We start from the raw sequence: 14,404 nt of genomic DNA on the forward strand, positions 1-14,404 counted from the left end.
CAGGTAAGACTTCGCAGAATAGTACGTATCAGAACGGGATGTCGTCATCCATGTCCGAGAAGTTCGGCGCCGGGCGCTGCGGTTGCGGACGGGCTGCCGGTGCCGGCGGGGCCTGGCGAGGGGCCGGGCGCTGCTGCGGCTCGTAGCCGCCGCCGTCATCCATGCCGCCGCCCATGCTGTCGCCGCCGCCCATGCCCTGGCGACCGCCCAGCATCTGCATGTTCTCAGCGATGATGTCGGTTGCGTAGCGCTCGATGCCGTCCTTGTCGGTGTACTTGCGGGTCTGCAGGCGGCCTTCGACGTAGACCGAGGAGCCCTTCTTGAGGTACTGCCCCACGATCTCGGCCAGGCGGCCGAAGAACGAGATGCGGTGCCACTCGGTCAGTTCTTTCTGTTCGCCGGTCTGGCGGTCCTTCGATTTGTACGAGGTGGCCACCGCGATGTTCGCGATTGCGTCGCCGCTCGGCATGTAGCGGATTTCCGGGTCGCGGCCGAGGTTGCCGACGATGATGACCTTGTTGACTGATGCCATGTTGATACTCCAGTAGATTTTGTAGAGCCCTGACTCTGCACGTGACTAAGCGTCAGGGAACGCGTGCTGCAACTGGGTATTATGGGGCCGATGAGCAGGAACCGAAAGTGCTTTTTTCGCGGCGTTGCAGCACTCAAATTGAGACCGGGCCCCGCCCCGGCAGGTGCCCGCCGGCGCGGTGATCCGGCGCAAAAAATACCGTATCCGGTCCGGCTCAGGTCTGCTTGCCGTGCTGCGCTTCGAAGGCCTCGCGGCTGGCTTTTAAGCTGGCAATCGTGGCAAGGGCCTGGTCCTCCTCCATGGTCATGTCTTGCAGGAACATCGCATTGTTGTCGCGGATCCAGGTCAGCGGCATGTCCCACCATGCCAGGTCCAGCAGGGCCGCGCGCACGGATTCAGAAAAGCGGAAACGGATCAATTTGGCCGGCGACCCGGCATACACGCCGTAGGGTTCCGAGCGGAAGTTGGGCGGCAGCAGCGAACGGGCGCCGATGATGCAGCCGTTCTCGATGATGCCGCCGCCCAGCATCATGACCTCGTCGCCGATCCAGACATCGTTCTTGATGATCGAATCGGCATATTGCGGAGGCGGCGCGTTCTGCAGGCCCATGCCGGCGATCGAGAACATGTAGGTCGAGATCGTCCTGGTCTCGTGCTGTCCGTTGAGCAGAAAGCGCAGGCGCAGGCCACCCGCGACGAAGCGCCCGATTGCCAGGCCCTGGTGCCCGGCGTCGTACTTGGCCAGCGAGCCGACGCCGAGGCCCGAGCAGCGGCCGATATAAAAATGGCCATGCTGCGCCTCCTGGTCGCGCCAGTCGCGGAAAAACTGATGGGGAATGAGGCTGGTTCCACCGCTGGCGTAACCCAGGACGGTGAACTGTCCCGCCCATGGATGGTCTTCCTGGACGCCGTTGAAATCGTCTTCCGTCGTGATCTGCATGCTGTCCCCGCGTCGGCATTGCCAGCTTAACTAAAATTAACACTCTACTACGAAGCCAGGACTTGGCTACCGGGAATGACCCGATAAAAAAATCCCGCTTGTTGACGAGCGAACTATTGAACTGGCGTGAGAACACATCAGATAGCTTTACTCCACATGCCGATTGGTGTGTCCTACTAGCACGAAAGTGCTGGATGCATGTACAGCGTTTCGAAAAACCAGCTACACTAATGGGTTCTCCCCGATTGGCCCGCTCACCCGCGACACTCATGTGTGCCGGTCCCGCAAAACTTATTGAAAGCCTTTAAAGACTTAATGGAAGAAATTCGTATCCGCGGCGCACGCACGCACAACCTGAAGAACATCAACCTCGACCTTCCGCGCAACAAGCTGATCGTCATCACCGGCCTGTCGGGTTCGGGCAAGTCCTCGCTCGCCTTCGACACCCTGTACGCCGAAGGCCAGCGTCGCTACGTCGAGTCGCTGTCGGCCTACGCGCGCCAGTTCCTGCAGCTGATGGAAAAGCCGGACGTCGACCTGATCGAAGGCCTGTCGCCGGCGATCTCGATCGAGCAGAAGGCCACCTCGCACAACCCGCGTTCGACGGTCGGCACCGTCACCGAGATCCACGACTACCTGCGCCTGCTGTACGCGCGCGTCGGGACCCCGTATTGCCCGGACCACCCGCAGGAGCCGCTGGCGGCCCAGACCGTGTCGCAGATGGTGGACAGCGTGCTGGCCATGCCGGAAGGCACCAAGCTGATGATCCTGGCGCCGGTGGTGGCCAACCGCAAGGGCGAGCACAGCGACCTGTTCCAGGCCATGCAGGCCCAGGGCTTCGTGCGCTTCCGCGTCGCCAGCGGCGTCAATGCCGCCAAGATCCACGAAATCGACGAACTGCCCAAGCTCAAGAAGACCGAAAAGCACACGATCGACGTCGTCATCGACCGCGTCAAGGTGAACCCGGAGATCAAGCAGCGTCTGGCGGAAAGCTTCGAGACCGCCCTGCGCCTGGCCGATGGCCGCGCTGTCGCTTACGAAATGGATACCGAGAAGGAAACGGTGTTCTCGAACAAGTTCGCCTGCAACGTCTGCGGCTATTCGCTGCAGGAGCTGGAGCCGCGCCTGTTCTCGTTCAACAACCCGATGGGCGCCTGCCAGGAATGCGACGGCCTCGGCCACATCGAGTTCTTCGATCCGCGCCGCATCGTCGCCTTCCCGCACCTGTCGCTGGCCTCCGGCGCCGTGAAGGGCTGGGACCGCCGCAACCAGTTCTACTACCAGATGCTGCAGAGCCTGGCGGCCCATTACGACTTCGACCTCGACAAGCCCTTCGAGACCCTGCCGAAGTCGGCGCAGGATGCCGTGCTGCACGGCTCGGGCAAGACCGCGATTCCGTTCAGCTACGTCAACGAGCGTGGCCGCACCGTGATCCGCGAGCACACCTTCGAAGGCGTGGTGAACAACCTGCAGCGGCGCTACCGGGAAACCGACTCGATGGCGGTCAAGGAAGAGCTGGCCAAGTTCATCAACGAGAAGAAGTGCCCGTCCTGCGAGGGCGCGCGCCTGCGCACCGAGGCGCGCTTCGTGAAGATCGGCCAGGGCGCCCAGCAGCGCGCCATCTACGAAGTCTCGGACAAGCCGCTGCGCGACACCCTGGCCTTCTTCGAGACCCTGGAACTGACCGGCGCCAAGAAGGACATCGCCGAGCGCGTCATCAAGGAAATCACGGCCCGCCTGAAGTTCCTGAACAACGTCGGCCTCGACTACCTGTCGCTCGACCGCAGCGCCGATACCCTGTCCGGCGGCGAGGCCCAGCGCATCCGCCTGGCCTCGCAGATCGGTTCCGGCCTGACCGGCGTGATGTACGTGCTGGACGAGCCCTCGATCGGCCTGCACCAGCGCGACAACGACCGCCTGATCGCGACGCTCAAACATTTGCGCGACATCGGCAACAGCGTGCTGGTGGTCGAGCACGACGAAGATGCGATCCGCACCGCCGACTACATCGTCGACATGGGTCCGGGCGCGGGCGTGCACGGCGGCCAGATCATCGCCGAAGGTACGCTCGAGCAGATCATGAAGAACGAGCACTCGGTGACCGCGCAATTCCTCGACGGCCGCCGCAAGATCGCGGTGCCGAAGAAGCGCACCAAGGCCGACCCGGCACGCCAGCTGGTGATCACCGGCGCCCGGGGCAATAACCTCAAGAATGTGTCGCTGACGCTGCCGGTAGGCCTGATGACCTGCATCGCCGGCGTCTCGGGTTCCGGTAAATCGACCCTGATCAACGACACCCTGTACCCGGCCCTGTCGCGCCACCTGTACGGCTCGCAGACCGAGCCGGCCGAGCACGACGCGATCCACGGCCTGGAGCATTTCGACAAGGTGATCTCGGTCGACCAGGCGCCGATCGGCCGCACCCCGCGCTCGAACCCGGCGACCTACACCGGCGTGTTCACGCCGATCCGCGACCTGTTCGCCACCGTGCCGACCGCGAAGGAACGCGGCTACTCGGCCGGCCGCTTCTCGTTCAACGTCAAGGGCGGCCGCTGCGAAGCCTGCCAGGGCGATGGCGTGATCAAGGTCGAGATGCACTTCCTGCCGGACGTGTACGTGCCTTGCGACGTCTGCCACGGCAAGCGCTACAACCGCGAGACGCTCGAGGTGCACTACAAGGGCAAGAGCATCACCGAAGTGCTGGACATGACCGTCGAGGACGCGCACGAGTTCTTCAAGCCGGTGCCGGTCATCGCGCGTAAACTCCAGACCTTGCTGGATGTGGGCCTTGGCTACATCAAGCTGGGACAGAGCGCCACCACCCTGTCGGGCGGCGAGGCGCAGCGCGTGAAGCTGTCGCTGGAACTGTCCAAGCGCGATACGGGCCGTACCCTGTACATCCTGGACGAGCCCACCACCGGCCTGCACTTCGCCGACATCGACCTGCTGCTGAAGGTGATCCACCGCCTGCGCGACCAGGGCAATACCCTGGCGATCATCGAGCACAACCTCGACGTGATCAAGACCGCGGACTGGATCGTCGACCTGGGGCCGGAAGGCGGCGCGGGCGGCGGCCAGATCGTCGCCAGCGGCACACCGGAAGAGGTGGCGAAGAACAAGGCGAGCGTGACGGGCAAGTACTTGAAGCCCCTGCTCAAGGGCTGAGCCGGGATCGAGCGTCGGATGAAAAAAAGCGGGGATGCGGCCACCAGCCGCATCCCCGCTTTTTCATGCCTGCGCCCGGCTTAGCGCTTGTATTCCTTGTCCGTCTTGTCCATGTGCTCCTTGTCTTGCATCTGGCTGTCCGAGGTGGCGCCGCGGGTGCCGCTCGCGCCCATGGTGGCCGCGCGACTGTCCCCGGTGAGTGCGGCCAGCGACTTGCGCAGCGTGGCGGCATTCGGATTGGTGATCTTGCCGCTCAGGACATCGCGTGCCGCGACCTGGCGGCGATAATAGGCCGAGGTCTCTTCTTCGTCATAGTCGACGTCGGTGATGCTGATCGCCGCGCCGCCGAACAGGCCTTCGGTGTCGGACCACACGGTGATGTCACCCCAGCCGGCCGTTCCCATGCCTTTCCTCGACCAGTCCACCACCGTCAGGCCGGCGTCGGCGTTCAGGGAGAACTTGTTGTTCTGCATGAAGGACTTCATCGCTTTCTCATCATTCAGCACGAAGGCGACGGCGCCGGCTTCCGCACCGGCCTGTATGCCGGCGCTGATGCCGCCCATATTGTAGAAGGCCGGATTACCCCAGGTATTTCCGGTTCGCGTCAGCAGCACGCCGGCGCCGCCACGCACGCCGACACCCAGCGCCGCGCGACCATAATCCGGCACGATGAACACGCCTTTCGAACGCTTCAGCAGCGTTGCCATTTCCGGCGTTGCCTGCATCTGGCGCACGACCTCGATCGACTTGTTAATGTGCTCGACCGCGTTGCCCATTTTTTCCTGATGCTGTTCCGTACCGACGGTGGCAGCCTCTTTGGCGGGGCCTACCTGGGCCACGACGACGCTGCTCGATCCTGCCAGCAACATAGCGGCAATGCAATGTTTCATGGTTGGTTTCATGGTCTTTCCTCCCTCGATGGTATTGAAAGACTAAACAGCGTAACTCCCTTGCCATTCAGGCAGCGCCAGTTTGAAATCTGGAAAGCAACCGGCCCAGCCCACGAGAACGGTGGTTCCGATACAAAAAGGGCGGCGCCCTTCGGCGCCGCCCCTGTTCCAGCCCCCTGCCGTCTATGCGGCATCAGGCACCGAGTTGCTTCTCCAACCTGGCCTTGGTCTCCACCAGTTCCTGCGGCAGACGATACGCCAGCTTGTCGAACAGTTCGGTGTGCAGCTTGAGCTCTTCGCTCCAGGCGTCCTTGTCGATCGAGGTGATCTGGGTGAACTGCACTTCGGTGAATTCCACGCCTTCCCAGTTCAGGTCGCCGTAGTTCGGCGAGGTGCCGAACAGGTGCTGCTGGCCGCCGGTGGCCGAACCCTCGGCACGTTCCAGGATCCACTTCAGCACGCGCATGTTGTCGCCGTAGCCCGGCCAGACGAAATCGCCGTTCTCGTCGGTACGGAACCAGTTGACGCAGAAGATCTTGGGCGCCGTACCCTTGGCTTCGATTTTCTTACCCAGATCGAGCCAGTGCTGGAAGTAGTCGCTCATGTTGTAGCCGATGAAGGGCAGCATCGCGAACGGGTCGCGGCGCACCACGCCCATCTGGCCGGCGGCGGCGGCGGTGGTTTCCGAGCCCATGGTCGCGGCCATGTAGACGCCTTCCACCCAGTTGTTGGCTTCGGTCACCAGCGGCACCGTGGTCGAGCGGCGGCCGCCGAAGATGAAGGCCGAGATCGGCACGCCGGCCGGATCGTCCCAGGCCGCGTCGATCACCGGGTTCTGGGTCGCGGCGACGGTGAAGCGCGCGTTCGGGTGGGCGGCCTTGGTGCCGGACGCCGGGGTCCAGTCCTTGCCCTGCCAGTCGATCAGGTGATCGGGGGCCTGCTTGGTCATGCCTTCCCACCATACGTCGCCGTCGTCGGTCAGCGCCACGTTGGTGAAGATGACGTTCTCGCGCAGCGAGGCCATGCAGTTGGGGTTGGTCTTGTCGTTGGTGCCCGGGGCCACGCCGAAGTAGCCGGCTTCCGGATTGATGGCGTACAGCTTGCCGTCCGCGCCCGGCTTGATCCAGGCGATGTCGTCGCCGATGGTGGTGACCTTCCAGCCGTCGAAACCCTTCGGCGGGATCAGCATGGCGAAGTTGGTCTTGCCGCAGGCCGAGGGGAAGGCGGCGGCCACGTATTTCTTGTCACCCTTGGGCGACTCGACGCCCAGGATCAGCATGTGTTCGGCCAGCCAGCCGGTACCGCCCTGCTGCGCTTCCTGGTAGCCCATGTTGGAGGCGATGCGCAGCGCGAAGCACTTCTTGCCCAGCAGCGCGTTGCCGCCGTAGCCGGAACCGAAGGACCAGATCTCGCGGGTTTCCGGATAGTGGACGATGTACTTGGTGGCGTTGCATGGCCACGGCACGTCGTTCTGGCCGGCGGCCAGCGGCATGCCGACGGTGTGCACGCAAGGCACGAAGTCGCCGTCGGTACCGAGCACGTCGAACACGGCCTTGCCCATGCGCGTCATGATGCGCATGTTGACGGCGACATAAGGCGAGTCGGACAGCTCGACGCCGACATGGGCGATCGGCGAGCCCAGCGGGCCCATCGAGAACGGCACCACGTACAGGGTGCGGCCGGCCATGCAGCCGTCGAACAGGCCGTTCAGGGTGCGGCGCATCTCGGCCGGGTCCATCCAGTTGTTGGTCGGGCCGGCCTGCTCTTTCGTTGCCGAGCAAATGTAGGTACGGTCTTCGACGCGGGCGACGTCCGATGGGTCGGACCAGGCCAGGTAGGAATTCGGGCGCTTTTCCGGGTTCAGCTTCTTCATCGTGCCGGCGGCAACCATCTGCGCGCACAGGCGGTCGTACTCTTCTTCGGAACCGTCGCACCAATAGATGCTGTCAGGCTTCGTCAGGGCGGCGATGTCCGCGACCCAATCGATGAGCTTTTGGTGTTTGACGTGAGCTGGAACGTTGAGTGCGGCGACGCCGTTCATCACGGGCTGGTTCATAGATACCTCCAATGCCAATTAAGAATGCTGTCTGTTCCGGACACGCTCGGGCGTCCGTCTGACCGTGCCTTAGAATGGCGGTGCGCTCCATAAAGCGCGGCACGGTGCTGCCGGGGACGGGCGCTCGTGTCGACGGCCTCGTGGAAGCCGGGAACGATGCTGCTGGGGCTGACGCAAGCGTGTCAAACCCTCAATGAATTGGTCGATTGTACACCCTGAAAACCCAGATTCATGCCCGTCTACTACAAAAAAGTAGCAGAAAATGCCCGAGTAATGTAGTAGGCTATTCGAGTGCATTTTGGAAGCTGTTATTTCGCTACGTATGGAACGTTAACTGGAAGCAACTGCGATGAAAATAGCTGTGTTGGACGATTACCAGGATGCCGTACGCGGCCTGCAGTGTTTCCGGCTGCTGGACGGACACGAGGTCAAGGTATTTACGCATTCCGCGCGCGGCATGGGCCAACTGGCTGCACGGCTGGCGCCTTTCGAGGCCCTGGTGCTGATCCGCGAACGCACCGCCCTCCCGGCCGCGCTGTTGGCGCGGCTACCCAAGCTGAAGCTGATCTCGCAAACCGGCAAGGTCAGCGGGCACATCGACGTCGACGCCGCCACCGAACACGGCATTGCGATTGCCGAGGGCATCGGCTCGCCGGTGGCGCCGTCCGAACTGACCTGGGCCCTGATCATGGCCGCCAGCCGCAAGATCGTGCCGTATGCGAATAATCTGAAGGATGGCCTGTGGCAGACCGCCTCGGTCAATCCGGTGCTCAATGGCCTGGGGCGTTCGCTGCGCGGCCGCACCCTGGCAATCTGGGGTTATGGCAAGATCGGCCAGCTCGTGGCCGGCTATGCGCGGGCGTTCGGCATGCGCGTGCTGGTCTGGGGAAGCGAAGCCAGCCGGCAGAGAGCCGCCGCCGACGGCCTCGAGGCGGCCGCCTCACGTGAAGCGCTGTTCGCGCAGGCGGACGTGCTGACGCTGCACCTGCGCCTGGCGGAAGGGACGCGCGGCATCGTCGGGGCGGAGGATTTCGCGCGCATGAAGCCCGACGCCTTGTTCGTCAACACCAGCCGCGCGGAGCTGGTGGCGGAAGGCGCGCTGGAACAGGCGCTGCGGGCGGGACGGCCGGGGCATGCGGCGCTGGACGTGTTCGTCGGCGAACCGCTGCGGCCGGATGCGCCGCTGCTGCGCATCCCGACGGTGCTGGCAACGCCGCACTTGGGCTATGTGGAGCAGGACAGCTACGAGATCTATTTCCAGACGGCGTTCGAGAACGTCGTGCGCTTTGCCGCGGGGCAGCCGGACAACATCCTGAATCCGGCAGCCCTGGCCAAGTGAGCCCCCGCGCGCTAGCTCTCCTGCTTCAGTTCCGGCAGACCGCTGAAGCTGGGACGCCGCGCCGGCATCACATGGGTGCCGGTCCATAGTCCGGCCCAGCCCGGCGGCCAGCCGATGGCCGGGCCGGCATACGCCGGCAGGCCGGCGCGCACCGGCACCACCGGCACCGGCGGCGCCTCGACCAGCTGGCCGCCCACCGGGCGTTCCATGTTCAGGCTATACATGTACCCCGGCAACAGCAGCTCGCACACCTGCGCGAACCAGGCCGTGTGGTCTTCGTCGCGCCCCAGCGCCTGCGCCAGGCCCTGCGGGTCGAACCTGGCCAGCGCGTGGATCAGCTCTTCGGTGGTGGCGCCCGGCGAATCGCCCCAGCCCATCACCGGATTGTTGTTGTAGTCCGCGCCCGAGCCGTACCAGCCCTCGCGCCAGGTGCGCTGCATCCAGTTGCGCGGGCCGGTGAACAGGTGCCAGCGCCAGTGCAGGCCGGACGGCTTGGGCCACGAGTACAGGTACAGCTTCTGGTAGCCGGCCTGGTGCAGCGCGCGCACCACGGCCATCAGGCGCGCATGCGGCATGCGGTCGGGCGGCGCGCGCCGGAACAGGATCGGTTCGCCGTCGGCATGCTGTACCTCGTCGCTCGACAGGTTCAGGTCGAGCGTGCGCTGCTCGTTGCCGAAGCGCGCCGAGATCCAGCCGGTCAGCAGGTTGACGTGGGTGATCACGCCATAGCCTCGATGGCGGTGGAAAATGACGGTGCCCGGTGCGACGGTTTTCATGGGAGTAAATGAAGAAGAGAAGGGATAGCGCATCGATTATGGCTCATCCGATCCGGACGATTCTAGCGCAGACACAGTCGGATACACTACGGTTTGCGGCTATCATTACCCACCTTTTTTTCTGCACGTGGACAAACCAACATGACTTTGCGAATCATCGCCACCGGCGGCACTTTCGATAAACACTACAATGAACTGAACGGCGTGCTCGGCTTTTCCGAAAGCCACCTGCCGGCCGTGATCGCGCGCTCGCGCATGACCGTGCCAAGCGAGCTCGAAGTGCTGCCCCTGCTCGACTCGCTCGACATGCAGGACCCGGACCGCCAGCGCGTGCTGGCTTCCTGCCGGGCGGCCAAGGAGAAAGCCATCGTCATCATCCACGGCACCGACACCATGCGCGACACCGCCGCCGTGCTGGGCGGCGCGCAGCTCGACCAGACCATCGTGCTGACCGGCGCCATGATCCCCTACGAGATCGCGAATTCCGACGCCCTGTTCAACCTCGGCTTCGCCTGCGGCGTCGCGCAAACCCTGCCGGCCGGCGTCTACGTCGCCATGAACGGCCAGGTGTTCCCGTGGGATAACGTCACCAAGAACCGCGCCGCGGGCGTGTTCCAGCAATTGTAATTCCTACCGGCATGCGCGCGCTGCCCGGGCGCGTGCCTTCTTATACTCTCTCTTCGATCGACCCCGCACGAGGAGAGAGCAATGAACGAGCAGCGTCCCATCCTGACCACGCGCCAGGGCCATCCGGTCCGCGACAACCAGTCGCTGCGCTCGGTGGGCGAGCGTGGTCCGGCCACGCTCGAGAATTACCAGTTCATCGAAAAGATCACCCATTTCGACCGCGAGCGCATTCCGGAACGCGTGGTACACGCGCGCGGCACCGGCGCCCACGGCTTCTTCGAACCCTACGGCAGCATCGGCGGCGAGCCGGCCAGCACCTACACGCGCGCCCGCGTCCTCAACGAGATCGGCGTCCAGACCCCGATCTTTGTGCGCTTCTCGACCGTGATCGGCGGCAAGGAGTCGCCCGAGACGGCACGCGACCCGCGCGGCTTTGCGATCAAGTTCAAGACCGTCGACGGCAACTGGGACCTGGTCGGCAACAACCTGAAGGTGTTCTTCATCCGCGACGCGATCAAGTTCCCCGACATGATCCACGCGTTCAAACCCGACCCGGTCACCAACCAGCAGGAACCGTGGCGCTTCTACGATTTCATTTGCAGCCACCCCGAAGCCCTGCACATGGTCACCTGGGTCAAGAGCCCATGGGGCATCCCGGCCAACTACCGCGAGATGGAAGGCTCGGGCGTGAACACCTATAAGCTGGTCAACGACCAGGGCGTGGCCCACCTCGTGAAGTTCCACTTCCAGCCGAAGCAGGGCGTGCGCAACCTGACCAGCGAACAGGCCGCCCAGATCCAGGCCCAGGACACCAGCCACGCCACGCGCGACCTGTACCAGGCGATCGAACGCGGCGAGTTTCCGGAATGGGAATTCTGCGTGCAGATCATGAGCGACGGCGCGCATCCGGAGCTCGATTTCGACCCGCTGGACGACACCAAGCGCTGGCCGGTAGACCAGTTCCCGCTGCTGCCGCTGGGCCGCATCGTGCTGAACAAGAATCCAGACAATGTATTCGCCGAAACCGAGCAGTCGGCCTTCGGCACCGGCGTGCTGGTGGACGGCATCGATTTCTCGGACGACAAGATGCTGCAAGGCCGCACCCTGTCCTACTCCGACACCCAGCGCTACCGCGTGGGCCCGAACTACCTGCAGCTGCCGATCAACCAGCCGCAGGAAGGCGCGGCGGCGCGCACCAACCAGCGCGACGGCGCCATGACCTATTACGTGGACGGCCGCGGCGAGGACAAGCACATCAACTATGAGCCGAGCCTGATGGGCGGCTATGGCGAAGCGCCACAGCCCGAGAAGGACTACCACCAGCACGTGGAAGGCCACCTGGGCCGCTACCAGACCAGCCGCACGGCGGACGACTATGCCCAGGCCGGCGCGCGCTACCGCAGCTTCGAGGACTGGGAGCGCGACGACCTGGTCGCCAATGTCGGCGGCGACCTCAAGAAATGCCCGGCGCCGATCCAGCTGCGCATGGTGTGGCACCTGTGGCATTGCGACGAGGACTACGGCCGCCGGGTGGCGGAAGTGGCGGGGATCGACCTGGAGCGCGCCAAGGCCCTGGACCCGCTGCCGGGCATGCCGGCGCCGCACCAGGACCGTCCGGGGGCGACCTATTCGGGCGGCAAACCGGAACAGGGGGATGAGCCGTCGACCAGCGAGGAGATGGCGGGGGCGAAGTAAGCCGGCACAGCGCGGCAGTTCACCGGCCGGTTGAACGCGCGGTCGGCAAGCCGACCACCCTACGGATGTCGGCTATTCGTAGGGTGGTCGGCTCTGCCGACCGCGCGGTGATAGCTAGCGCCCGAATGACTGCAACGGCGCCGCTGGCGAATTACGCCTTGGCTTCCCCGCCCAGCGCCTCGACCACATCCGCCAGCAGCTTGGCCATCTCGCCCGTCATCAGCACGATGTCGTTGTCGAAGCGCTCGTCGTCGCTGTAGGTGACTGCTTCGCCTTCCTTGATCACGTCCAGCGGCTTGACGCCCTTGATCGCGAGCGACTCGGTCAGCACGAAGCTGATGCGGTCGTTCCAGGTCATGGCCAGGCGGGTGCACTGCTTGCCGGCGGCGATGTGGCGGCGGATGTCGTCCGGCTCCAGGGTGTGCTTCACGTAGCGCACGGCCGCACGGCTTTCGCCGGTGGCACGCAGTTCGGTGTCCTGGTCGATCGTGAAGCCGTAAGGCGCTTCGTCCGATTCCAGCCAGCCGGTCATCACGGCCACCGGCGAACGCTGCACGCGCAGCGATTCGAGCGGCATGCGGTCCACCGCCTTGAGCAGCAGCTTGATGACGTCGTCCGCCTTCGACGGGCTGGCGGCATCGACCACCAGCCAGCCGTTGACCGGGTCGATCCAGACCCAGACGTTGCTGCGGATCGAGAAGGCGCGCGGCAACAGTTCGTCGGCCACGCGCTCTTTCAGTTCCTTCATCGCCTTCTTGCCCGGCGGGAAGCCCTGCTGCTCTTCCATCTCGGCGGCCTTGGCCTTGGCGACCTGGTTGATGACCGAGCTCGGCAGCAATTTCTTCTCGGTGCCCAGCATCATCAGCATCTGCTTGTTGACGACGTGTACCAGTTTGCCGTTGCCGCGTGGCGAATCCCAGCCCTGGCGCAGCAGCTCATTGCTGCTCGCGGGCGAGAAGGCCTGCGACTGCAGTGCTTCTTCCATCTGTTCCGGGTTGAATGCCCAGGGAGCGGGCAGGCGATAAATCTGGAGATTCTTGAACCACATACGCGTGTTATCCGATTGTTTGCAAAATTCTGGGGAACGACATTCTACGCTGCCAGGAAGAACTCAGCCGTGTAGAGCAGGGAAAAAAATTATTCAGTTGACGAGTCACCAACAGCCTCGACGATCGCGCCCGGCGGGGCATCGTCGAACAGGCGCAACTGCTCGACCGTTTCGGTGTCGCTCAGGCGCACGCCCACGCCCAGCAGCCGTACCGGGCGGCTGTGGCGGGCCCAACCGGTTTCCATCAGGCGGGCATAGGTCGGGATATGTGGCGCATAGCCAACACACTCGACCGTGGTCTGCTGGAAGTCCGAAAACTTGATTTTTACGAACAGCTTGTTGATGAATTTTTCAGCACCATTGCGCTTGATCCGGCCCAGCAGGTGCTCCACCAGATCCGGCAGCAGCCGCAGGCAGGCATCCAGGTCGGGCACGTCCGGCGTATAGGTCTCTTCGGTGCTGACCGACTTGCGCTCGCGCGAGGTGTTCACTTCACGATGATCGATGCCGCGGCACAGGTCGTACAGCCGGACGCCGAAACTACCGAAGTGTTCGGTCAGCCGCTCGACGCTCCAGCCGCGCATGTCGGCGCAGGTCTGCAAGCCGAGGCGGTGCATCTTCTCGGCGGTGACCTTGCCCACGCCATACAGCTTCTTGACCGGCAGCGCGGCCACGAAGGCATCGACCTCTTCCGGCCGCACCAGGAACAGCCCGTCCGGCTTGTTCCAGTCGCTGGCGATCTTGGCCACGAACTTGCTTGGCGCCACCCCGGCCGATGCGGTGATGCCGACGGTCTCGACAATGCGGCGCCGGATCTCCTGTGCGATCAGGGTCGCGCTGCCCTTGCAGTGGGGCGAGGCGGTGACGTCGAGGTAGGCCTCGTCGAGCGAGAGCGGCTCCACCAGCTCGGTGTAGTCGCGGTAGATGTCCATGATCTGGCGCGAGGCGATGCGATACTTTTCCATCGCCGGCGGGATCACCAGCAGCTGCGGGCACAGCTTCATGGCCTGGGCGGTGGCCATGGCCGAATGGATGCCGTAGCGGCGCGCCTCGTAGTTGCAGGTGGCGATCACGCCGCGCTGGTCGGGACGGCCGCCGACCGCGAGCGGACGCCCGCGCAGCGACGGGTCGTCGCGCATCTCGACCGATGCATAGAAGCAATCGCAGTCGCAGTGGATGATTTTACGGAGCAGAGAAGTCACATGGACAGCGTCACGCGGGCGGCGGTGCCGACTACTGTAATTGCATACAGTATCCGTCGAAAGTGGATTTCTTGCAATACAAAAAAGAACGCGCGGCATGCCGCGCGTTCCCGGATGAAGGCGGCGCAGGGGAG

General features: G+C 64.1%; 11 protein-coding genes. 4 read left to right on the top strand and 7 right to left on the bottom strand.

Going from position 1 to position 14,404, the window contains the following annotated elements:
* Window positions 1-28: 28 nt before the first annotated feature.
* Entirely contained in the window at window positions 29-532 is a 504-nt protein-coding gene (ssb, locus tag IM543_00205; GenBank protein QOY94395.1) for a single-stranded DNA-binding protein, read from the bottom strand.
* 214 nt (window positions 533-746) lie between these two features.
* Window positions 747-1,472 carry an acetyltransferase gene (locus IM543_00210; GenBank protein ID QOY94396.1) on the bottom strand — a complete coding sequence of 242 codons (726 nt, stop codon included), beginning with the start codon at window positions 1,470-1,472 and terminating at the stop codon, window positions 747-749.
* Window positions 1,473-1,787: 315 nt separating this feature from the next.
* Here IM543_00210 and uvrA point away from each other — a divergent pair, with 315 nt between their 5' ends.
* Window positions 1,788-4,637: an excinuclease ABC subunit UvrA gene (gene uvrA / locus IM543_00215; protein QOY94397.1), complete on the top strand. Its 2,850-nt coding sequence runs from the start codon at window positions 1,788-1,790 to the stop codon at window positions 4,635-4,637.
* Between the two features lie 80 nt (window positions 4,638-4,717).
* Here uvrA and IM543_00220 read toward each other — a convergent pair whose 3' ends face one another.
* Window positions 4,718-5,539: a lipid-binding SYLF domain-containing protein gene (locus IM543_00220; protein QOY94398.1), complete on the bottom strand. Its 822-nt coding sequence runs from the start codon at window positions 5,537-5,539 to the stop codon at window positions 4,718-4,720.
* A gap of 181 nt (window positions 5,540-5,720) precedes the next feature.
* Complete coding sequence (locus IM543_00225) at window positions 5,721-7,583, bottom strand: phosphoenolpyruvate carboxykinase (GTP) (protein QOY94399.1); 1,863 nt, start codon at window positions 7,581-7,583, stop codon at window positions 5,721-5,723.
* 349 nt (window positions 7,584-7,932) lie between these two features.
* Between IM543_00225 and IM543_00230 the strand changes: the two genes are divergently transcribed.
* Window positions 7,933-8,922: a D-2-hydroxyacid dehydrogenase family protein gene (locus tag IM543_00230; protein ID QOY94400.1), complete on the top strand. Its 990-nt coding sequence runs from the start codon at window positions 7,933-7,935 to the stop codon at window positions 8,920-8,922.
* 11 nt (window positions 8,923-8,933) lie between these two features.
* Here IM543_00230 and IM543_00235 read toward each other — a convergent pair whose 3' ends face one another.
* Window positions 8,934-9,698, bottom strand: coding sequence for an L-asparaginase (locus IM543_00235; GenBank protein ID QOY94401.1), 765 nt, complete (start codon window positions 9,696-9,698; stop codon window positions 8,934-8,936).
* 141 nt (window positions 9,699-9,839) lie between these two features.
* Between IM543_00235 and IM543_00240 the strand changes: the two genes are divergently transcribed.
* Window positions 9,840-10,325: an asparaginase gene (locus tag IM543_00240; protein ID QOY94402.1), complete on the top strand. Its 486-nt coding sequence runs from the start codon at window positions 9,840-9,842 to the stop codon at window positions 10,323-10,325.
* 81 nt (window positions 10,326-10,406) lie between these two features.
* Window positions 10,407-12,020: a catalase gene (locus IM543_00245; GenBank protein QOY94403.1), complete on the top strand. Its 1,614-nt coding sequence runs from the start codon at window positions 10,407-10,409 to the stop codon at window positions 12,018-12,020.
* 151 nt (window positions 12,021-12,171) lie between these two features.
* Here IM543_00245 and IM543_00250 read toward each other — a convergent pair whose 3' ends face one another.
* Window positions 12,172-13,068: a recombination-associated protein RdgC gene (locus IM543_00250; protein QOY94404.1), complete on the bottom strand. Its 897-nt coding sequence runs from the start codon at window positions 13,066-13,068 to the stop codon at window positions 12,172-12,174.
* 89 nt (window positions 13,069-13,157) lie between these two features.
* A complete protein-coding gene (gene dinB / locus IM543_00255) occupies window positions 13,158-14,261 on the bottom strand; it encodes a DNA polymerase IV (GenBank protein QOY96445.1) in 1,104 nt (367 codons plus the stop codon).
* Window positions 14,262-14,404 lie beyond the last annotated feature (143 nt).

Source organism: Massilia sp. UMI-21, assembly GCA_015277795.1.
GTDB lineage: Bacteria > Pseudomonadota > Gammaproteobacteria > Burkholderiales > Burkholderiaceae_D > Telluria.

What these genes read in the sequence shown, in the direction of transcription:
- IM543_00210 (QOY94396.1), bottom strand. Translation starts at nt 1,472, where the DNA reads ATGCAGATCACGACGGAAGACGATTTCAACGGCGTCCAGGAAGACCAT.
- IM543_00250 (QOY94404.1), bottom strand. Translation starts at nt 13,068, where the DNA reads ATGTGGTTCAAGAATCTCCAGATTTATCGCCTGCCCGCTCCCTGGGCA.
- IM543_00240 (QOY94402.1), top strand. Translation starts at nt 9,840, where the DNA reads ATGACTTTGCGAATCATCGCCACCGGCGGCACTTTCGATAAACACTAC.
- IM543_00245 (QOY94403.1), top strand. Translation starts at nt 10,407, where the DNA reads ATGAACGAGCAGCGTCCCATCCTGACCACGCGCCAGGGCCATCCGGTC.
- IM543_00225 (QOY94399.1), bottom strand. Translation starts at nt 7,583, where the DNA reads ATGAACCAGCCCGTGATGAACGGCGTCGCCGCACTCAACGTTCCAGCT.
- IM543_00220 (QOY94398.1), bottom strand. Translation starts at nt 5,539, where the DNA reads ATGAAACCAACCATGAAACATTGCATTGCCGCTATGTTGCTGGCAGGA.
- ssb (QOY94395.1), bottom strand. Translation starts at nt 532, where the DNA reads ATGGCATCAGTCAACAAGGTCATCATCGTCGGCAACCTCGGCCGCGAC.
- IM543_00230 (QOY94400.1), top strand. Translation starts at nt 7,933, where the DNA reads ATGAAAATAGCTGTGTTGGACGATTACCAGGATGCCGTACGCGGCCTG.
- uvrA (QOY94397.1), top strand. Translation starts at nt 1,788, where the DNA reads ATGGAAGAAATTCGTATCCGCGGCGCACGCACGCACAACCTGAAGAAC.
- IM543_00235 (QOY94401.1), bottom strand. Translation starts at nt 9,698, where the DNA reads ATGAAAACCGTCGCACCGGGCACCGTCATTTTCCACCGCCATCGAGGC.